The sequence below is a fragment of the Brevibacillus antibioticus genome, assembly GCF_005217615.1.
Lineage (GTDB): Bacteria > Bacillota > Bacilli > Brevibacillales > Brevibacillaceae > Brevibacillus > Brevibacillus antibioticus.
Map to the genome: position 1 here is coordinate 6,139,618 of NZ_SZNK01000001.1, position 19,689 is coordinate 6,159,306.

The 19,689-nt window shown below is 48.7% G+C and carries 20 protein-coding genes; 13 read left to right on the forward strand and 7 right to left on the reverse strand.

Annotation, left to right across the window (positions count from 1 at the left end; genetic code table 11):
• Window positions 1–34: 34 nt before the first annotated feature.
• On the reverse strand, window positions 35–1,006 hold the full coding sequence (locus tag E8L90_RS29575; RefSeq protein WP_137033155.1) for a DMT family transporter: 972 nt from the start codon (window positions 1,004–1,006) through the stop codon (window positions 35–37).
• A 164-nt stretch (window positions 1,007–1,170) separates the two neighbouring features.
• On the opposite strand from E8L90_RS29575, the gene E8L90_RS29580 reads away from it, so the two are divergent.
• The 3 genes from E8L90_RS29580 to E8L90_RS29590 all read left to right on the forward strand — a co-directional run bounded on the left by E8L90_RS29580 (window position 1,171) and on the right by E8L90_RS29590 (window position 4,271).
• A complete protein-coding gene (locus tag E8L90_RS29580; protein WP_137033665.1) occupies window positions 1,171–2,031 on the forward strand; it encodes a LysR family transcriptional regulator in 861 nt (286 codons plus the stop codon).
• Window positions 2,032–2,136: 105 nt separating this feature from the next.
• On the forward strand, window positions 2,137–2,916 hold the full coding sequence (locus E8L90_RS29585; protein ID WP_137033667.1) for a helix-turn-helix domain-containing protein: 780 nt from the start codon (window positions 2,137–2,139) through the stop codon (window positions 2,914–2,916).
• Window positions 2,917–3,077: 161 nt separating this feature from the next.
• On the forward strand, window positions 3,078–4,271 hold the full coding sequence (locus E8L90_RS29590) for an MFS transporter (RefSeq protein WP_137033157.1): 1,194 nt from the start codon (window positions 3,078–3,080) through the stop codon (window positions 4,269–4,271).
• Here E8L90_RS29590 and E8L90_RS29595 read toward each other — a convergent pair.
• Complete coding sequence (locus E8L90_RS29595; RefSeq protein WP_137033159.1) at window positions 4,240–5,196, reverse strand: helix-turn-helix transcriptional regulator; 957 nt, start codon at window positions 5,194–5,196, stop codon at window positions 4,240–4,242. The genes E8L90_RS29590 and E8L90_RS29595 overlap by 32 nt on opposite strands.
• A 121-nt stretch (window positions 5,197–5,317) precedes the next feature.
• On the opposite strand from E8L90_RS29595, the gene E8L90_RS29600 reads away from it, so the two are divergent.
• Window positions 5,318–6,193 carry an SDR family oxidoreductase gene (locus tag E8L90_RS29600; RefSeq protein ID WP_137033161.1) on the forward strand — a complete coding sequence of 292 codons (876 nt, stop codon included), beginning with the start codon at window positions 5,318–5,320 and terminating at the stop codon, window positions 6,191–6,193.
• A gap of 52 nt (window positions 6,194–6,245) precedes the next feature.
• Here E8L90_RS29600 and E8L90_RS29605 read toward each other — a convergent pair whose 3' ends face one another.
• The 5 genes from E8L90_RS29605 to E8L90_RS29625 are packed head-to-tail and all read right to left on the reverse strand — an operon-like array spanning window position 6,246 to window position 11,981.
• Window positions 6,246–6,806 (reverse strand): hypothetical protein, encoded by a 561-nt coding sequence (locus E8L90_RS29605; RefSeq protein ID WP_137033163.1) that lies wholly within the window; start codon window positions 6,804–6,806, stop codon window positions 6,246–6,248.
• 26 nt (window positions 6,807–6,832) lie between these two features.
• Window positions 6,833–8,068 (reverse strand): benzoate/H(+) symporter BenE family transporter, encoded by a 1,236-nt coding sequence (locus E8L90_RS29610; RefSeq protein WP_137033165.1) that lies wholly within the window; start codon window positions 8,066–8,068, stop codon window positions 6,833–6,835.
• A gap of 35 nt (window positions 8,069–8,103) precedes the next feature.
• Entirely contained in the window at window positions 8,104–9,540 is a 1,437-nt protein-coding gene (locus E8L90_RS29615; protein WP_137033167.1) for a sigma-54-dependent transcriptional regulator, read from the reverse strand.
• Entirely contained in the window at window positions 9,509–10,822 is a 1,314-nt protein-coding gene (locus E8L90_RS29620) for a sensor histidine kinase (RefSeq protein ID WP_137033169.1), read from the reverse strand. The genes E8L90_RS29615 and E8L90_RS29620 overlap by 32 nt, the downstream gene beginning before the upstream one ends.
• Window positions 10,823–10,832: 10 nt before the next feature.
• Complete coding sequence (locus E8L90_RS29625; RefSeq protein WP_137033170.1) at window positions 10,833–11,981, reverse strand: iron-containing alcohol dehydrogenase; 1,149 nt, start codon at window positions 11,979–11,981, stop codon at window positions 10,833–10,835.
• Window positions 11,982–12,237: 256 nt separating this feature from the next.
• Here E8L90_RS29625 and adhP point away from each other — a divergent pair, with 256 nt between their 5' ends.
• The 9 genes from adhP to E8L90_RS29665 all read left to right on the forward strand — a co-directional run bounded on the left by adhP (window position 12,238) and on the right by E8L90_RS29665 (window position 19,638).
• The gene (gene adhP / locus E8L90_RS29630) at window positions 12,238–13,251 is read left to right on the forward strand and encodes an alcohol dehydrogenase AdhP (RefSeq protein WP_137033172.1); all 1,014 of its coding nucleotides are present in this window, start codon (window positions 12,238–12,240) and stop codon (window positions 13,249–13,251) included.
• A 196-nt stretch (window positions 13,252–13,447) separates the two neighbouring features.
• The gene (locus E8L90_RS29635) at window positions 13,448–13,855 is read left to right on the forward strand and encodes a hypothetical protein (RefSeq protein ID WP_162309129.1); all 408 of its coding nucleotides are present in this window, start codon (window positions 13,448–13,450) and stop codon (window positions 13,853–13,855) included.
• 13 nt (window positions 13,856–13,868) lie between these two features.
• The gene (locus tag E8L90_RS29640) at window positions 13,869–14,366 is read left to right on the forward strand and encodes a hypothetical protein (protein WP_137033176.1); all 498 of its coding nucleotides are present in this window, start codon (window positions 13,869–13,871) and stop codon (window positions 14,364–14,366) included.
• 141 nt (window positions 14,367–14,507) lie between these two features.
• The gene (locus E8L90_RS29645) at window positions 14,508–14,864 is read left to right on the forward strand and encodes a hypothetical protein (protein WP_244297469.1); all 357 of its coding nucleotides are present in this window, start codon (window positions 14,508–14,510) and stop codon (window positions 14,862–14,864) included.
• A 139-nt stretch (window positions 14,865–15,003) separates the two neighbouring features.
• Window positions 15,004–16,287, forward strand: a complete 1,284-nt coding sequence (locus E8L90_RS29650; protein WP_137033668.1) for a helix-turn-helix domain-containing protein — start codon at window positions 15,004–15,006, stop codon at window positions 16,285–16,287.
• Between the two features lie 3 nt (window positions 16,288–16,290).
• The gene (locus E8L90_RS31190; RefSeq protein ID WP_279633701.1) at window positions 16,291–16,413 is read left to right on the forward strand and encodes a hypothetical protein; all 123 of its coding nucleotides are present in this window, start codon (window positions 16,291–16,293) and stop codon (window positions 16,411–16,413) included.
• Window positions 16,414–16,607: 194 nt separating this feature from the next.
• Window positions 16,608–17,081, forward strand: a complete 474-nt coding sequence (locus E8L90_RS29655) for a tripartite tricarboxylate transporter TctB family protein (protein ID WP_137033177.1) — start codon at window positions 16,608–16,610, stop codon at window positions 17,079–17,081.
• An 18-nt stretch (window positions 17,082–17,099) separates the two neighbouring features.
• Window positions 17,100–18,626, forward strand: a complete 1,527-nt coding sequence (locus tag E8L90_RS29660; RefSeq protein ID WP_137033179.1) for a tripartite tricarboxylate transporter permease — start codon at window positions 17,100–17,102, stop codon at window positions 18,624–18,626.
• Window positions 18,616–19,638 (forward strand): tripartite tricarboxylate transporter substrate binding protein, encoded by a 1,023-nt coding sequence (locus E8L90_RS29665; RefSeq protein WP_137033181.1) that lies wholly within the window; start codon window positions 18,616–18,618, stop codon window positions 19,636–19,638. The genes E8L90_RS29660 and E8L90_RS29665 overlap by 11 nt, the downstream gene beginning before the upstream one ends.
• Window positions 19,639–19,689 lie beyond the last annotated feature (51 nt).

Sequence of the window (19,689 nt, forward strand, 5' to 3'; positions counted from 1 at the left end):
GGGCTTCCTGAATTTCTATCCTTCCTTTTTTAGGCTACATGGACGGAACTTTTCTTCCACTCGGTTGTTGCTTGGTGACGGAACGGTATGGTAGTTGCTTTCTTTGGAAGTGGTTGTTCCCGATTAGGGCAAGGATCACGAGCAAGGTGCCGCACAATTCGTAACGGCTGATCTCATAGCCTTGAAACGCCATCATGGCAAAGGTCGTGATCGGAACCAGGTTGATAAACAAAATGCCGTTGAGCGGAGTGAGCAGCTTGATACCTGCATTCCAGCTCAAAAGAGCTACAAAGCCGGGTAAAAGAACCATGAATGCCATTTCGTATTTGATGGATATCACCGTTTCCACGGTAGGAACCGGAAGCCATTGAAAGAGTGAGGCAGTCGTGACAATCACGAAATTCACTCCTGTTCCTAAGAGACACGTCAACGTGGAGTAGCGAAGCGTAGACCACGTGTTAAAACGCCCGCCGCCGATCGAGTAGACGACCCAACCCACGACACCAATAAAAATGAAGAACAACGGAATCAAATGCTCACTTGCTGTAGTAAAGAAGGTAAGATTGCCATTAGTAATAACAAGAACAGCGCCGACCAAAGCTATCAGAATCGTCGCCAACGTATAGTACGGCGGTAGTTTTCTAGTAGTAATGGACAAAAGGACAATCGAGATCATCGGCATGAGCACTTCCATAATGGACGCTGCAATCGTGCCTGGCTCTCCCATTAAATCTTGCCCGAGAAATACTCCCATATTGTAGACGGTAAACGCCATTGTTCCAAAAAACAGCAGAGACTTCCCGCGCCCCTCAAAACGAAAGGCAGACAAGCCTTCTTTTGCCCAGAGCAAACCGCACAAAATGACCGTTACGAAAAAATAGCGCAGAAATGAGAAGTAAAATGGATCGATTTCTTGCAGTGCGATGTGCGCAACCGGAAACATCGCCCCCCATGACATACTGGCCACCATGCAGAAAATAGACCCCAAAAGTAGTTGCTTGTTCATTATGCGATTTCTCCCTTTTCCTATGTGTTCAAAAAGTCGTCTTTTTGAACTTTCTCTTAGTTGCTGACTTACCACATCATACTGGATGGAAATATGTTAGTATAATGATTGATAATAACTTTATGTATCATTTTTAGTGATGGATGAAAAGAGGGAGAGAAAACGTGGAGATCAACGATTTGAAAATATTCCAGATGGTCGCCACATTGGGCAGCGTGAGCAAGACCGCAGCCGAGCTGAGTTACGTTCAGTCGAATGTGACGGCGCGGATCAAGCTGCTGGAAAAAGAGCTGGGGACACCTTTGTTTTATCGCAACAAGCGAGGCATGACCTTAAATACAGAAGGGAAGCGCCTGCTCGAATATTCGCGAGAGATCATCGCCAAATTCGAAGAAATGCAAAAGTACTTTCATCGGGCTTCCGAGCCGTCTGGGGTGTTGGAGGTTGGGATGGTCGAGACGATCAATGCCCTTCCGAGGTTGCTATCCTCGTATTGCAGCCAGTATCCGCATGTGGATATCTCTCTCAAGGCAGGTGTGACAGAGAATTTGCTGCAAAAAGTATTGGATCTCGCGCTGGATGGAGCGTTCGTGAGTGGACCGATTAACCATCCTTTGATCGAGCAGGAGCAAGTGTTTCAAGAGGAGTTGGTGTTGGTAACGAAAAACAGTTCCTTCACCGCCAGTGATATCACAGGGAAAGCTCTTTTGCTCTACAAAAAGGGCTGCGGGTATCGAGAACGGTTAGAGACTTGGATGAAGGTGGAGGGCTTGATTCCAAAAAAAGTGATGGAGTTTGGAACGTTTGAGACCATTATCGGGGGCGTAGCAGCGGGGATCGGCATTACCATTTTGCCGAAGTCGGCGGTACATCACTTGGTCGAGAGCGGAACGGTTCATATTCATCGCATCCCGGAGCCTTATCATGAGGTGATAACCGTTTTTATTCGTAGAAAAGATTCATTTGTAACGAACACGATGCAAGCGTTTCTGGACGAAATCCGCTTGCAGAAAACGAAAGCGTAAGTGCTGCAATTTTCTCTTCCATATGTCAGAAAAATATGGTAAATTTCATTTTAGAACAAATGTTCTGTGTTTGCTGTGCAGAAGAAGGAAGGAGCGGCTCAATTGATGGACAGGTATACCGAAATTGACGAAGTGATCGCTTATATACATCGACATTTAGATGAGCCGTTGCCACTTTCCCGGCTGGCGAATCATGTTGCGTATAGCCAGTATCATTTTGCGCGGATTTTTAAAGAAAGAATCGGTCTCCCGCCGCTTTATTACGTATCAACCATGCGACTCCAAAGGGCAAAGGATTTACTTTTACGCACGAACATGAGTGTTCGTGACATTGGTCTGGAAATTGGCCAGCAGAGCCTGGGGACGTTCTCTACCCGTTTTACGGAGCGTGTCGGGGTATCGCCTAGCGAATTTCGAGAAACGGCTCAGCTAGCGGAAGACCGTCTCCGTTCCTTGCAGCAGTTGATAGAGTGGAACTGGTTTTATCCGGCCCCCGAGCGACCGATGACGATAGCAGGGACAATCGAGTCCACAGAGCCTTTTCAAGGCGTCATTTTGATTGGGTTGTTTGCCAAGCCGATCCCAGAAGGTCTTCCTTTATACGGAACATTGCTGCCCTCGCTAGGTAATTTTTGTTTTACCAATGTCAAGCCGGGCACGTATTACTTGATGGCAACGTCTGTTGCCTGGGGCATGCAGGCGATGGATTTTCTCTTGCCGTACGAGACCTTACGCACACGTTCCAAGAAACCAATCATTGTCACACCAACTACGATCGTCCCTCATCAGCAAGTTACTCTTCATGTGCCTCATCCGGACGACCCTCCCATCTTGATTTCTCTTTCCTTGCTCATGAACAGATTCATTCAACAGTTTCCTCAATAAGAACACCTTTTCGGCATGGTCTGGTTAGAATGGAGCTTCTTGGGAAAGCCTACTATCACAATAGTCAAACTTTTACCCGTGGGCAGGATATTGGACGAAAAAGCGAAATGATAACTAGGCGCGAATATCATGCGCAAAAGAAAGGAAAGCAGGGAACGAGAATGTCAAAGCCTTACAAAAAAGTTTTTTGGGCAGCCGGTTTTGGCTGGATGTTCGATGCCATGGATGTTGCACTTTTATCTTTTATTATGGTGGCATTACGACAGGAATGGGGTTTGACAGGGGAAGCGGCCGGGCTCTTAGGGACGGGCAATCTCGTAGGTATGGCGATTGGGGCGATTGCAGGTGGCTATTTGGCTGACCGGATTGGACGCAAGCCAGTGTTTTTGCTCACCTTGGTCTTATTTGGCTTGGCGAGCTTTGCGAGCGCTTTCGCAACGGGTTTTGCGACCATGCTGCTATTCCGCTTCTTGATGGGACTCGGTTTGGGTGCTGAGCTGCCGGTAGCCTCGACGCTCGTAAACGAGTTTGCGCCACCGGAGAAGCGAGGGAGTACGGTTGTGCTGTTGGAGAGCTTTTGGGCGGTCGGTTGGATCGCGGCAGCCGTCATATCGTACTTCATCATTCCGGAATACGGCTGGCGCGTGGCTGTTATGATCGGGGCGTTGCCCGTCGTGTACGCCTTGTTTGCCCGGCGAAGCATTCCTGAATCTCCGCAGTTTCAAAAGCAGGCCGAGAAGATTCCTGTTACAACGCTGTTGACGTCCCATCGGACAGAGACGATTACGCTGTGGGTCGTCTGGTTTGCGATTGCGTTCTCGTATTACGGCATGTTTTTATGGATGCCATCTGTTTTGGTCGACAAAGGCTTTACAATGATCAAAAGCTTTCAGTATGTACTGATCATGACGTTGGCCCAACTGCCAGGCTATTTCGCGGCAGCCTATCTCGTGGAAAAATGGGGACGGAAATGGACGCTGGCGACCTTCTTGTTCATGACTGGTGTGATGGCCTTCGCTTTTGGACAAAGCAGTGGCACCATGGAGCTGTTGGTGACGGGAGCCTTCTTGTCCTTCTTTAATCTGGGTGCTTGGGGTGCTTTGTACGCGTACACGCCGGAAAATTATCCGACACCGCTGCGCGCTACCGGTTCTGGTATGGCATCTGGTGTCGGAAGAATCGGCAGTATTATCGCGCCATATCTCGTCGGTTACTACTCCTCGCATCATTACAGCTACACGTTCATTTTTAGTGTATTTACCGCGGTGTTGATCGTGGGAGCTATCGTCCTGCTCATGTACGGACGAGAAACAAAAGTCCTTGCTAATTCGGGGCCTCGTACAGGCCAAGCATAGCACGCACCTGCTCTATGACCTCACGTTTCAATTCTTGTGGCTCTACCACTTGAATGTGCGGGCCGAAGCTGAGTACGAGCGAGCATGCTGACGCAAGTGTATGAAATTCAACCTCTGCTTCCATCCAGTCGTCTGTTACGGCGTGGGTGGAAGCTATTTTTATATAACGCTCCTGTTTTACGGCAGGCAATGTCTCTTTTTTGACGAGCAACCGCGCAGGATAACGTGGGAGGCTGGACTTGAAGTCTAAAGTGGATTGTTCCCAATAAGAAGCGAGGTCGAAATCGCTTGGGCGGAGGAAGCTATCATCTAGGAGTTGTGCATCCAATAGTCGTGAAATCCGGTACGTTCGCATGTCCTCGTCCACTTTTGCGACCAAATACCAAATGCTTCGCTTGGCGACGAGTCCGAGCGGGCAAACAATGCGCTCTACGGCCATATCCTCGCGCATGTAACGAATGAACAGCTTGCGGGAGAGCCATACGGCATCTTGAACAGTAGACAAGAAAGGAAACGTCTCCGTCGATTCATGCCAGCCAGCCCCATCGATATGAAGGAGCTGACGTACATGGATGGCATCCTGCTGAACGGTTTTGGGCAGCGCGGACAGCAGCTTGAGAAAAGCAGCTTCATAGTTTTCATGTAGCCCGAGATCATTCAACAAGGCAGCAGGGGAGGCTACGAGCAGTGATTGCAGCTCATCTATCTTCATTCCGGTCAAATTACTGCGATACCCTTCTGCCAAAGCCCAGCCCCCATCTGCACCGCGCAGCGCATAGACGGGAATGCCTGACGCACTCAAAGCTTCCATATCACGATGAACGGTTCGCTCGGACACCTCCAGCCTTTCTGCTAATTGCTTGGAAGTCATGCGACCATGGTTTTGCAAGAGTAACAAGATCGTAAGGAGTCGATCTGCCCGCATAAAAAGCCCTCCTAGAAGTTAAAAACAACATTACTTTGATTGTATCGTAACGAATATGACAGCGGTTGTCATATTTCCTTCGTTATTCTTGGTGCATGAATGGATAAAGGAGGCATTACGAATGAAACCATTACAAGGCAAAGTAGCAGTGGTAGCAGGAGGAACAAGAGGAGCAGGACGGGGGATTGCGGTCAGTCTGGGAGAAGCAGGGGCGACGGTATATGTGACGGGACGGACGGTGCGTGGTCAGCACTCTGATATGGCACGACAGGAGACGATTGAAGAGACAGCAGAGCTCGTGACGGCAAGCGGCGGAATCGGGATCGCTGTGCGAGTCGATCATACGCAGGAAGAAGAGGTAAAAGCGTTGTTTGAGCGAGTAAAAGCGGAGCAAAATGGACAGCTCGATCTTTTGGTCAATGACATCTGGGGGGGAGATCCGTTGACTCACTGGGGGACGCCGTTCTGGGAGCAGCCATTGGCAGACGGTCTACTGATGCAAGAACGCGCCATTCGTACACATTTGATCACCAGTCACTATGCGGTTCCACTCATGGTCGCACAAAAAAAGGGGCTGATTATCGAGATCACGGACGGAATCGACTATCGGTATCGCGGAAATCTGTACTACAGCTTGGCAAAAATCTCGACGATTCATCTAGCTGCGTCGATGGCAGAGGACCTGCGCCCGCACGGGGTTACCGCGTTGGCTTTAACACCGGGCTTCCTGCGCTCAGAAGCGATGCTCGATCATTTTGGCGTGACAGAAGAGACGTGGAGAGAGGCAGCGAAGCAAGATAAGCACTTCCTCATGTCGGAAACACCGACGTACATCGGTCGAGCGGTGGTTGCGCTGGCTTCGGACCCGGCTGTCGCAGAAAAAACAGGGAAAACGCTCAGTACATGGGGCTTGTCGGACGAGTATCCTTTTACGGATCGAGACGGCAGTCGCCCGCATTGGGGAAATTACGCCGAGGAGCAAGGGTTTTACCGCTAGTTTTCAGGAAACATACAAGACGGCTCCTCAGATGTATTTGAGGAGCCGTTTCTTAGATTGCATTCAGTACATCCTCTTCCGTAATAGAGGGAATCTCGTCTGACACAAACACGTTCTTATATTCGGTGCCACTGCCCTCATCAGTCGCTTTAAATAACTGATTGGGGGTATTTGGAAACCATCTCACGTGACCAACTTCTTCATCATAACCACCGTTAAGAAACAGAAGATACTCGCCTTCTGGAATTTCAGTCTGCTTATGATCCGCAATCGGAGCGATCTCTTTATCTTTATCGGGTTGAAAACCTACGATGCGGTACAGCTTGATCGTATCTCCCGCCTTAATCTGGTGATCGGTGTGGTTTTGAAACACGTTGTCCACGGCTACTTCATACACATAGTATAAGAGGAATTCGCTTTTTTCTTCTTTATATGCTTTGGGAACGGAGCCTTTTAAAATTACCATGGCGTCTTGGGTGATTTCTTCTGTGGAGGAAAAAGTTTTCGATAGCGCAAAACCACCTGAGGAGTGTGTGGACTCCTTTGTCGTGCAAGCAGAGCCGATCGCTAAAAGGAAAGCTGAAAGAGTGATGACACCTAGCCATTTTTTCATGGGACTCTCTCCTTACGTTCAGACAGCTATTCCAACGGCTGCGTATTCTTCTTTTTCCCAAACCAGCTTTTTACATTGCCATTCAAAATCAGATGGGTGACCACCCCCGCAATCAAGCCCCAGAAAGCAGCGCCGATTCCGCCAATGGAGATGCCGGAAATCGTAACGAGAAACGTAACCAAGGCGCATTCCCGTTCCTTCGCTTCGCTCATCGCCTGTGCGAGGCTGGAACTGAGCGAGGCAAAGAGAGCCAAGCCAGCAATGACAGCAATCAATTCTTTGGGCAAGGCAGCGAACACCGAAGCCATCGTAGCGCCAAACATCCCGAAGAGTAAGTAAAAACCCCCGCAGGCAATCCCGGCAATGTAGCGCTTGGTATGATCCAGATGAGCTTCTTTTCCCGTGCAAATGGCAGCTGTAATCGCCGCGAGATTGATGCCTGGTGATCCAAAAGGAGCGAGCAATAGAGAAGCGATGCCAGTAGTCGTTATGAGCGGTCCAGCAGGTGTATCGTACCCGTCTGCTTTTAAGACACTCATTCCTGGGGCGTTCTGAGAGGCAAGCGCGACGATGCACAAGGGAATCCCCAAGCCGATGATCGCATCGAGAGAAAACGTCGGCATCGTAAAGACGGGCTGGACGAGGGACATCTGGACAGTGTCCATTTGCAAACGCCCCAAAAGAAAGGCGACAACCAAGCCGACCAAAAGCGTAAGCACGACCGCATACCGTGGCGACCAGCGTTTGGCGAACAGGTAGCAAAAGATCATCGGCAGAGCCAATGCAGGCAGATGCTGCATGGAAACAAAGACATCAACGCCAAATGACAGAAGAATCCCCGCGAGCATGGCGGTCGTAATCGACTGCGGGACGTATTTCATTAAGACGGAAAATACGCCGGAAACACCAACGAGTGTGATGACCACGGCTGAAAAAATATACGCGCCAATGGCGTCGGGAAAGGAATATACCGTCAAGCTGGTGACTAACAGAACTGCCCCTGGCGTCGACCAAGCCGTAATGATCGGGGTGCGAAACCAGAAGCTGAGCACCATGCACGTCAAGCCGCTCCCAATCGAGATGGCCCAAATCCAAGAGGCGAGGACTGCATCGCTGAGTCCGGCACCCTTGGCAGCTTGAAAGACGATCAGCAATGGTCCTGCATAGGAGACCATTGTGGCGATGAGTCCAACAATAACAGCAGATAGAGAGAAGTCAGCAGGGATTTTTTTCAAGGTCGAGAAAGGTTTTTCGGAAACCACGACGTGAATGCCTCCTAGATGCCCCAATGCAGACGCTATGCTTTTTCGTTCATAATGTAGCGAATCGTCCGTTTGGTGATGTTTAATTTTTTGCTTAAAAGCTGCCTGTTTCCATTCGTTTCGGCCAAGCCCTTTTCGATAATCGCTCGCCCGATCTCGCCTTCGAGCTGTTTAACCCGCTTGATCAAATAATCGAAGTCGATCCCGTCTACAGAGTTGACAAGGCGGAGTACCGTATCGACAAAGCGCTCACATTCGTGCTCGATCATTTGCTCGATCCGTTTGGGGACAGTAGGCGGATGCACCTGTACCGTGCGGCTCTGCAAACTCGCTGGCAAGTGCTCGGCACGCAGTCTTTCGCATTCGTGCAACGCGATGGTTTGATTCAGTACGTTGATCAGTTGGCGGACGTTGCCCGGCCAATCATAGCGCTGCAAGAGTTCGATGGCATCCTGATCGATTTCGCAGGGACCTCCACTGCGCTTTTGCAAGTAGGAGTGCGCGATTGTGGGGATATCCTGAAGGCGTTCGCGAAGTGGTGGAATCGACAGCTTGATTCCTTCCAGACGATACAACAGGTCACTGCGGAAACGATTCATCCCGACTTCATGCTCCAAATCGCGGTTGGTAGCAGAAATAAAGCGAATATTGCTCTGACCGATCTGCTCGCCACCGACGCGCATGAACTCTCCCGTCTCTAGCGTACGCAAGAGCTTCACTTGGATGGAAGGGGGAGCCTCCCCGATCTCGTCAAGAAACAGCGTTCCGTTATGAGCCAGCTCGAACAAGCCTTTGCGAGATTTGAGCGCTCCCGTAAAAGCGCCTTTTTCATAGCCGAACAGCTCACTTTCCAGTAAGGATTCCGGCACGGCCCCGCAGTTAAAAGCGACAAAAGGCTGCTGGGCGCGATTACTTGCTCCGTGGAGAAAACGGGCCATCAGCTCTTTGCCAGTACCCGTTTCGCCTTCAATAAGTACATGGATCGCCTTTTTTGCTAATTTTTTGGCAATTGCGCATACATTGGCCATCGGACTGTCAGATGAATACACGATACCATATTGGGCGGCTTCTTGGGATAGGTGATCGCTGTGTTTGCTGGAAGAGTAGAGCACCGCGTCGATGACCTGCTCCAGACTGTCCAGATCGTCGAACGGCTTCTCCAAGTAATCACGCGCCCCCCATTGCATCGCTGTGACAGCCGATTTAATTGTACTGAAGCCCGTCATGATCAAGACTTCGCAGGCGGGAAATACGGCCTTGATCTGTTTGAGCAGCGACAATCCGTCGGCATCTGGCAGCTTGAGGTCCACGAGTGCAGCGTGAAAGCCGGTAGAATCCGAATGAAGCAGCCGTTCCACGTCCCTGCCAGAATTGGCGACGACGATATCGCAGTCTTTTCTCTTGAGGAAATAGGTGAAAAAGGTAGTCACTTCTGTTTCATCATCCACGATCAAAACCCGTTTTCTCTCCATCGTTGTCCTCCTCGTCAGCTACCAGTGGCAAAAGCATCGTAAACTTGCTGTATTCTCCCTCCACGCTTTCAGCAAACAGCCTCCCGCCGTGGGCTTCTGCAATTCCAAGACTGACGGAAAGCCCGAGACCTGTTCCTTTTGTCCGTTCCTTCGTCGAGAAGAAGGGCTGAAAAATCTGCGAAAGCTGTTCTTCACAAATCCCTGTGCCGTTATCGTAAACGGATAAGCCTACGTAAGAGCTATTCTCCTCTTGTACGAGGAAGGAACGGATGACGATGTGTGGAGGTTCCCTGCCTGCGACAGCGTCCCGTGCATTTAACAGGAGATTGATCACAATTTGCTCGATCTGATGACGACTTCCATGAAACAGCAGAGGGGGCTCAGACATTTCTCGGGTTATGGTCAAGCCGGAAACAGACAGCTGGTAGCCAATCAGCCCCAGTACGTCCTCTACGACTTCGTCAATAGAGGTAGTGGAAAACAAGTACTCTTCCTGCCGCGAGAAGGTGAGCAGGTTTTGAATGATCTTTTTGCAGCGCACCCCGCATCCATAGATGTCTTTTATCAAGGGAGCTTCTGGGGCATCTGTCATCTCGCGCATGAGCAATTGGGAGTTTCCGAGGATGGCCGTGAGCGGACTGTTCAGCTCATGGGCAATGCCAGCAGCCATCTCACCAATCGCCGCCATTTTTGCAGATTGAATCAGTTGGGCTTCGATTTTAATCCTTTCATTCACGTCTTGAAAAAGCAGGCTGTTTTCTACGACGACACCGACATGGCTGGCGACGAGCTGGATCAATTCGGCTTCGTCCCGATCGACTAGCTGCTTCGTTTGTCGTAAGAGCGTCAGAAAACCAAAGGTCTGATTCAACTGACTGCGCAACGGAACAGAGGTGGGGTGATGCTCAGGCAGCACTTCGGCAAGCGTAAGATGAACTTGCCCGGTGAGCACAGAGGCGTCCACTGAAACGGTCTGCGTCAGCGTATGGCATTGCCAATCCCCGTCATTCCACTTGGCAAGATAGGAGGAGAGCATGCTTCCCTTCACGATGGTCAGGGCAAAATGCTCGAACACGAGAATTTGCGAGAGCTGTGCGGCGATATAACTGGTTGTTTGTTGCCAGGTGGCGTTGATCTGGATTTGTGTCAGCTGGTTAATGACGGCGAGCTGCTTGTTTTTCTTTTTCATCTCCTCGATCAGATAGACGAGCTCACTGTAGTAGCTTTTTCGCGAGGATTGAATCCCGGTCAATTTTTCCAAAATCTCTTGTTTGGTATGCATGACGAACCTCCTACAAGGCTTGGCGAAACAACGTCGCAACATCGTGGACGGTCATGTCGCGAGGATTGGTCGTCATGCACACGTCCAATACAGCGAGAGAACTGAGCAGGTCGATTTGCTCTGGAGGTACCCCGATGGCCGACAAAGATCGGGGTACCTCCAGATCGCTTACCAGCTCCTTGACCGCTTTGAGTGTGAGACGAGAGGCGGCATGTGTGCTCAAGCCCGCCGTGTTTTCACCGAGGCATTCTGCGATTTGCCTGTATTTTTCCGGTGCCGCGATGTAGTTGTACTCAAGCACATGGGGGAGCAAGATGGCATTCACCTCGCCATGCGGAGCGTCGAGGAATCCTCCAAGCTGATGGGACATGGCGTGCACAGCACCAAGGATGGCGTTGGAAAAAGCGATTCCGGCTTGAAGGCTCGCCATGGCCATCGCTTGCTTGGCCTCTGTATTGTATTGACTGGCGACAGATGGACGCAAATGCTGGGCGATGAGACGCATGGCTTGCAGCGAATGCACCTCGGTCAGTGGCGTTGCCGCGAGCGAAATATACGATTCAATGGCATGTGTCAGCACATCCATGCCTGTATTGGCAGTGAGCAGCTTGTCCTTGGTCATCAAGGTTTGCGGGTCGATGATAGCGATATCGGGTATGAGCGATTTAGAGATGATCGCCATTTTCACCTTGCGTGCACTGTCCACAATGATGGAAAATTGCGAAACCTCCGAGCCAGAGCCCGCTGTCGTCGGTACCATCACCATGGGAGGAAGGGGATGCTGGATATTGTCCACGCCTTCGTATTGGACGATGCTGCCCTCGTTGGTAGCCAATAGCGCGATTGCCTTGGCTGCATCGATGGCACTGCCTCCGCCGACACCGAGAATAGCATTGCATTCCTTGGCGCGATATTCAGTAATCCCGGCATGAATCTCGTAATCTTTTGGATTGGCTGTCACGTTGGTCCAGAGATGATAGTCGAGCTTTTGCTGCTGCAAATAAGAGATGATTCGCTCGACCCAGCCCGCGCTTGCCACCCCCGGATCACTGACAAGAAAGACGCGAGAAGCTCCCAATCGACGCAAGCTTTCCCCTACCTGACCAAGAGACTGGTTCCCGAAAATAATTTCCGGCGTCATGAACTTGGATATTTGCATGCGTTCCCCCCTTTTTCCCCTACGTAGTAATACCGCAGGCGAGGATGAATACCCTTTTTCGGCCAAAAGGTTGGCAAGTGGGCCGTTTTTTCGGCTCATGTGCCGCAATATCGGCTGCGTGGAAGAAAAGAAGCCGCATGATGATTTGTTTTTTTAGCGCTCTCATGTTGGCATACTGCTTGCAATAAGTAGGAGGCGGGAAGAACACCGCCCTTTGCGCACATACCGGAAGGGAAAAAAGAGGAGGAAGGTCAAGATGAAAGCAGCAGTAGTCAACGAGTTCCATCAAAAGCTGGAAGTAAAGGAAGTCGCCATTCCAGAAGTCGGACACGGTGAGGTTCTGGTAAAAATCAAGACGTGCGGTGTCTGCCATACGGACCTGCATGCGGCACATGGGGATTGGCCCGTGAAGCCAAAGCTGCCTTTGATTCCTGGGCATGAGGGCGTAGGTGTTGTTGAAAAGCTGGGGGAAGGCGTTACCTCGCTGAAAATGGGAGATCGTGTAGGCATTCCGTGGTTATTCTCCGCTTGCGGTGAATGCGACTACTGCCTGACAGGGTGGGAGACACTGTGCGTGCAACAGTTAAACGGGGGCTATTCCGCTGATGGTGCCTATGCTGAATATTGTGTAGCGCCTGCTGCTTATGTAGCGCGAATTCCAGACGAGCTGGGCGATGTGGAAGCAGCGCCGATTCTGTGCGCAGGGGTAACTACGTATAAAGCATTGAAGGTAGCAAACGTGAAACCGGGTGAATGGGTGGCGATCTATGGCATCGGTGGCTTGGGGCATGTGGCTCTCCAATATGCCAAGGCGATGGGCTACAACATCGTAGCGGTCGATATTCACAAGGAAAAGCTGGACTTGGCCAAAGAACTAGGGGCAGATGTGACAGTAAACGGCAGTGAGGTTGATCCGGTCCAAGCCATTCAAGAACAGGTGGGCGGTGTCCACGGGGCGATCAGTGTGGCAGTCACCAAGAAGGCGTTTGAACAAGCCTACAAATCGGTTCGACGCGGTGGTTCTCTCGTTGTTGTTGGCTTGCCGAATGCAGAGCTGCCCATCCCGATTTTTGATACGGTATTGAATGGAGTGACCGTGAAAGGCTCCATCGTGGGGACGCGCAAGGATATGCAAGAAGCACTTGATTTTGCAGCACGCGGCAAGGTTCGCGCGATCATCGAGACGCAGCCGCTGGATCAGATCAACGATGTATTGGAGCGTTTGGAAAAAGGTCAAATCAATGGACGGGTTGTTTTGACGATGGAGTAGTCGAGAGATATGTGAAGCTGTTGGCGGGCTATGCTTTTCTCGAGCATGGTCTGGGCGACAGCTTTTTATCATTCTTATGACTTAATTTTCATAAAATACGGAGTACCCATTCAAGTCGAAGAATTTTGGTAAAAATTGACAAATAAGAAATGTTGTGACACCATATTTTTACAATTATTTGGAGGTGTATGTAACCTTGAGTAAAATGAGCAGGATTGTTTTTTCTATAACAACTATCCTCGGGCTAGTTGTTGGTGGAGGCACTATTCTCGCTAGACCGGATTATGTTTGGGACTTTGAAGACTTTTATTCGTATGCTGTTGACTCAAAAGCAGATCCTGGGAATGTTTTTCTTAGTGGTTACACGAAAGGTACTGGTCCAGATTTAAGAAAGGTAACGACTTCCTCTAAGTTTTATAAAAATGGGACTTATATCACATCTGAAACGGAAAGCGACACTGGTAGAGACGCTTGGACTAAGACATCATACTATACTAGACCGGGTACAACGGAAGCAGAAGTAAAAACGGTTCACAAAGTTTATACTCTTGATGGCTCTTACCTATCTGAGACTAGTGCAGCTATTTGGAAAAAGAAGAAATAGGAGGGAAAATTAAATGATGAAGAAAATGATACCTTTGTGCATCGGACTTGTTTTTGTAGTTATGATCGGTCCTAATGTAATGGCGGATAAAGGAATTCCTCAATTAACTGATTCCTCACAAAAATATCAGAGTGAAACCTTAGATAAACTGGGAATACGATCTACGAACATGAAGAACGATTCTTCTAGTTTTTCTGCACTTGATACCGTAGTGGATGACGAGGGCAAAGAATGGATCTATGTTTCGTATTTACATAGCAACTTAATAGAAGAGCAAATAAAAGAGAAATACTCTAGAAAAGTGTCGACTTCATTTATTGAGGTTCAAGAGCAAATTTTAGATCCAATTATACAGGAAGGAGATACTTTACCTGTCTTGTTAGTTAACGAGGATCTTACGTTTGGAAAAATGGCTTATTTACAAGAGGAAGGGAATGGGGATCTTATACTTGCTACGTTTGAGTTAGACGAGGATAACCAACAATGGGTAATCACTCAAAAAGCAAAATAATAAATGAATATGTGTAGTGAAGCAACGTAGTACGGCTATCTCATAAGGCTTATTATGGCCAAGGGATAGCCTTTCGTTTTTAAGAACAAGGAAGAAAATAGAAATAAAGATCTAGATCTCAAATTAGATGATATTGGTGACTTGCTTGAGTATGGAACTCTCAATAGGAATGAAGTTATACAATTTACAGAGTATGCTTTAGATCTTGCGATTGCCGAGGAAAACAGAGCTGTAAAAGAAAGTTTGTTTCGGCTACTTCTGAATGCAGTAACATTTCAAGAAGTAGCCAAAATCGTAGAGTGGGATAAATTGGAAAATGCTATACCAACTTTAGATGACCCTATTCTTGATTATGCGTTAACCATAATTGGTGTTTCAAAAAAACAAAAATTTATCAATGTAATTGAACCTTACTTACATTCTCCGACTGATTATATTAGGGAGACTGCGGCCAAAGCATTGGTGGAAATCAATTACGACCCCGAAAAATCGCAGTAAGGAATCTTGATATGGATTCTTCCTTCAATCTAGTAAAAAGTGTAATCTATTTAAAAAATGATTCAAATCGATTATATCATTCGTGGATGATTGTGCTATCATATCCATAAAAAGGAATCATCAGGAGGGTGTATTTGCTGTGATTTCAGAGGGAAAGACCTTTGGGGGCATATTACGAGCATATCGAAATAGAGCAAACTTAACACTGACTGAGTTAGCAGAAAGAACAGGTGTAGCTTCGGGAACCATTAGTAAGATAGAATCCGAAGCATTTACTTTACCAAATATGCAGCATGTCATGAAACTGGCAAAAGTTCTAGATATTCCACTTTATACAGCAATCGTACCCTATTTACATAAAATGAAGCGCGAAGTTACACTTCGGTCTCTATTAGAGGCTGTGATGCAAGAGAAGAATGTGGTTCTTACCAATAAAGTAGCTTTGCAATTGTTAAACTGTCCCAAAAGCAATACATTTCTTTCTTTAGACTATCTGTATCAAACCGCAGGAACAGAAGGGGATGAAGAGCTGCGTTTGGCTCTTTATGACGTGATTTGTGACTACTCACGTGAGCATGGAATCCCTTTGTATCTGGCAAGATCGCTTTTCCAACGATATATGATTCGACGTGAAAATCTTAGCGAATTAGATCAAACCTATGTAGAGGGCAAGGAGCTATTACACTACACGTCCTATCTGCATATCAATGAGCGAATTCTGGCCTATTATAAATTTTCCTTCCATGCATTGCGTCTTGGATTTTATTCAGATTGTATTCATCTGTGTAAACAAGGGCTTGAAATCGATCATAGTCAGAGTGAGCAAAAGGCAGCAGCGATTCTTGCGATCATCATTTCCTATTTTGAGCTGGAAGATTATACATTGGGACATTTTTATCTGGAGAGATACGAAATGTTCGATTATCCCGAGGTACATAAACATGCCAGACATATTCGGGGGAAGCTATACGGAAAAACGGGGAAATTTGATAAAGCCATTCCGGTATTACAAGAGTGTCTTGCGCAACAAGCACAGGATGAAAAAATTGTGATCGCGAATGATTTGTTGGAGATTTATATACAGGTAGGGGAAGAAAAGAAAATCCGTGAACTATTTTTAGCTGAAGGATCGATCTTGCCAGAGCATTTAACGACTCCGAATCAATACAATCAAATGGGAATGTATTTTAGAACGAAGGGCATCTTTTACATTCAAAAAAACGAAGTAGACTTAGGAATCGATAGTCTTGTGGAGAGCGTGAATTACTATCGTGCAATCAATGAGCTCAAACAAGCAGATAACAGTCTAAGCGTTCTTTTTGAATTCTATGTGTCACAGAAAAAAAATCTTCCTTTAGGTATACTCCAAAAATTGGTAAACGTGTATAATGGAAGTAATCTTAGATCCAAACAGGAGGTATAGGTCATGAAGAAATGGATATTGTCTTTGTGTATGTTAACCGCCTTCATTACAATGCCAGTTTTAGTAGAACAACCAGCCAAGCAATCCAATCCCATTATACAATATGGTTGGCCGGAGCCTTGGTAATCATCTGAACAATACGATCAATGCCCTCCAATTGGAGGGCATTTGTTATTCGTCTGATCGACCAAATCGTAATCTAGCTGACTACCATTGGCTGTGTCCCGTGCGGACTGGCTATGGTAGTTTTTTTATGCTTTCGCACACAATGGGCGCATGTGCCATAGGCTGATGGTAGCTTTTTTGCTGAGGTGATACACATGAGACGCCCGGATAATCAGCCAGATTTTATCGGTGCCCTTCTAAGTATGTTCCTTGGAGTCGTCCTATCATTCGAGGCCTATCGTCTGGAGGCATTTTCGACGTCCTTGTACGTAGGGGATCACACGCTGCCTTCGATTCTTGGCTTTTTGCTTTTCATGCTCGGAGGTGTGCTGCTTATCCAATCATTCCGTGTGACGGAGGAAGCCTCTTCTCCACATTCCGGACCGCTGCTTCCTGGAAAAAGGCTGCGCGTGCTGCTTTGTTTTTTATTCCTGTTGCTGTATGTCTGGCTGCTCGGCGCGATTGGCTACACAATAGCTACGCTTTTTGTCTCCTTTGTATTTTTTATCCTGATCGGCAGCTACAGGTGGCGTACGTCCATCGTGTACTCCTTCCTTTTGACTGGGGGGCTGTATGTGGTCTTCATCTACTCGCTGCATATCACGCTGCCTGGAGGAGATTTGTTTTAGAGCAAGCAAGATAAGGAGGTGCTGATCATCGAGACGTTCCAACTTTTACTGGCTGGTTTTGCTTCAGCCCTCACCCCGGAGCATCTGCTCATGGCAGCACTCGGCGCTCTTATTGGCACCTTTGTAGGCGTATTGCCCGGTCTCGGTCCCACTTCTGCCATCGCGATTCTGCTTCCGGTGACAGCCGGACTGGAGCCGACACAAGGCATGATCATGCTGGCAGGTATTTATTACGGTGCCATGTACGGTGGCTCGACGACAGCGATTCTGCTGAATATCCCGGGGGAGCTATCGTCAGTTCCCACGTGTCTGGATGGCTATCCGCTCGCGAAAAAAGGGAGAGGTGGGCCAGCATTGGGGATATCCGCACTGGCTTCGTTTGGTGCAGGGGTACTCGGGGTAATCGGACTCGTCTTTTTCGCTCCGATTTTGGCAGATCAAGCGTTAAAATTCGGACCGCCTGAATATTTTGCGCTGATGATTTTGGCTCTCACGCTAATGGTCAGTCTGTCAGGAGGATCATTGATCAAATCGTTTTTGATGGGGGCATTCGGCTATACGCTCGCTCTAGTTGGGCTGGGACCATCCTCAGGAATGCCGCGCTTTGATTACGGCGTCCCCGCATTGGTCGGCGGTTTTGACATGATTAGTATCATCATCGGGTTGTTTGCGATAACAGAAGTCCTCAAAGGGATTGATGAAAAACGTACAGCTACCTTGATTGGCAAGCCAGGCAGTGTCTACCCGAAAAAGGAAGACTTAAGAGTGAGTGCTGGACCTATGCTAAGGGGCGGAATTGTCGGCTTTTTTCTTGGATTGCTGCCGGGCTGTTCGGCTGCGATCACGTCGTTTTTGGCGTACGATATGGAGAAAAAGCTATCGAAGCATCCCGAGAAGTTCGGTCAGGGAACGATCGAAGGGGTGGCGGCACCAGAAGCAGCGAACAATGCGACGAGCAGTGCGGGCTTCATCCCGCTGTTTTCGCTCGGGATTCCTTCCTCACCGCCACTGGCGATTTTGTTGGCAGGCTTGATGATCTACGGATTGACGCCAGGCCCAGTTCTGTTTGAACAAAATGCGAGCTTTGTCTGGACGGTTATTGCCTCGATGTTCGTGGGAAATGCGATGCTTCTCGTGCTGAACCTCCCGCTGGTATGGGTGTGGGTCAAATTGACGAGAGTTCCATATGGCATCATGGCTCCAATCATCCTGATGTTCTGCACGATTGGGGCATATAGTGTGCGGAACAGCATGTTTGATGTGTGGGTAGCGTTTCTGTTTGGCGGACTTGGGTATGTTTTTTCCAAATATAAATGGCCAGTTGTTCCGCTGGTTTTGTGCTTCATTCTGGGACCACTTCTGGAAGAATCATTCATTCAGACGATGGCGATGGGCTCTGGTGATCTTAGCATTGTTTTGTTTCGGCCTTTCTCGTTGACCATCTTGCTGGCAGCAGGAGCACTTTTGGTCATCTCCATGATCCTGAACCGCCGGACACAACAACGGTTGAAAGAAGAGCGAGATCGGGGCGTAGATGTCGCGTAGGGAGGAAGAGTCAGTGAAAGGGTATAAACAATGGGCGGCTGTCATGATTTCGCTGCTTTTGGGGGTAGCCGTTAGCGCATGTGAAAATCAAGCTACAGCCGAGTCGTCCTATCCATCAAAGCAAGTGGAGTATATCGTGCCGTATTCTGCCGGGGGCGGAGTCGACTTCGTGGCTAGAGCGGCAGCTGATTATTTGAGCAAGGAATGGGGGCAGCCCATCGTCGTCGTCAATAAGGCGGGAGGTGGTGGGGCAGTAGGAGCGGAGTATGCCTTAAAGCAAGCCAAAAACGATGGTTACACAGCGCTTGCTGTCAATGTGTCCAATACTACGATGCTCGCTGCCGGGATGAAAACACCACCGATTACAAACGAGGATCAAGTCTATACGGCCAGGATTGGCAAAGGAACGCTTGCTTTTGCTGTTAAAGCCGATGCGCCTTGGAAAGACTTCGCTGAATTTTCCGCGTGGGTGCGCGCGAATCCGGAGCAGTTAACATGGACTTCTGTAGGGCCAGCAGGTTTTTCCGCTTTTGGGGTGGCGGAGTGGTTGGATGTGATCGGAGCTGACTTCGCCAAGACGAGAATGATCGTGACAAAAGGCGCCGCTGATTCCGTCCCGAAGGTAGCTGGAGGGCACGCGATTTTGGCAGTGCATACAGTAGGGGAGATCATGCCGATGCTGCAAGCGGGCAAGGTCAAAATCCTCGCTGTATCCGGTGACACGCGAAGTCCGTTTCTGCCTGACGTCCCTACCGCGGAGGAGCAAGGCATTCAAGGCTTGTCGGTTTTCTGGTGGACGGGAGTGTCTTTTCCCAAAGGAACGCCAGAGTCGGTTATCCGCAAATGGGAAGAAGCGATTGCCAAGATGGAAAAGGACCCAGCCTTTTTGCAAAAGCTGAGTGAAATCCAAGTGGAGCCGGCATATGCGGTCAGTGAAGCATTTACGAAGGAAACACAGGCAGAAACGACGTACTACTTGGAATTGGCGACCAAGAAGGGCATTCGAAAATAGGGGCGATGAAAGAAAAAAGGAGAATGGCCTGTAGCCGTTCTCCCTTTTCAT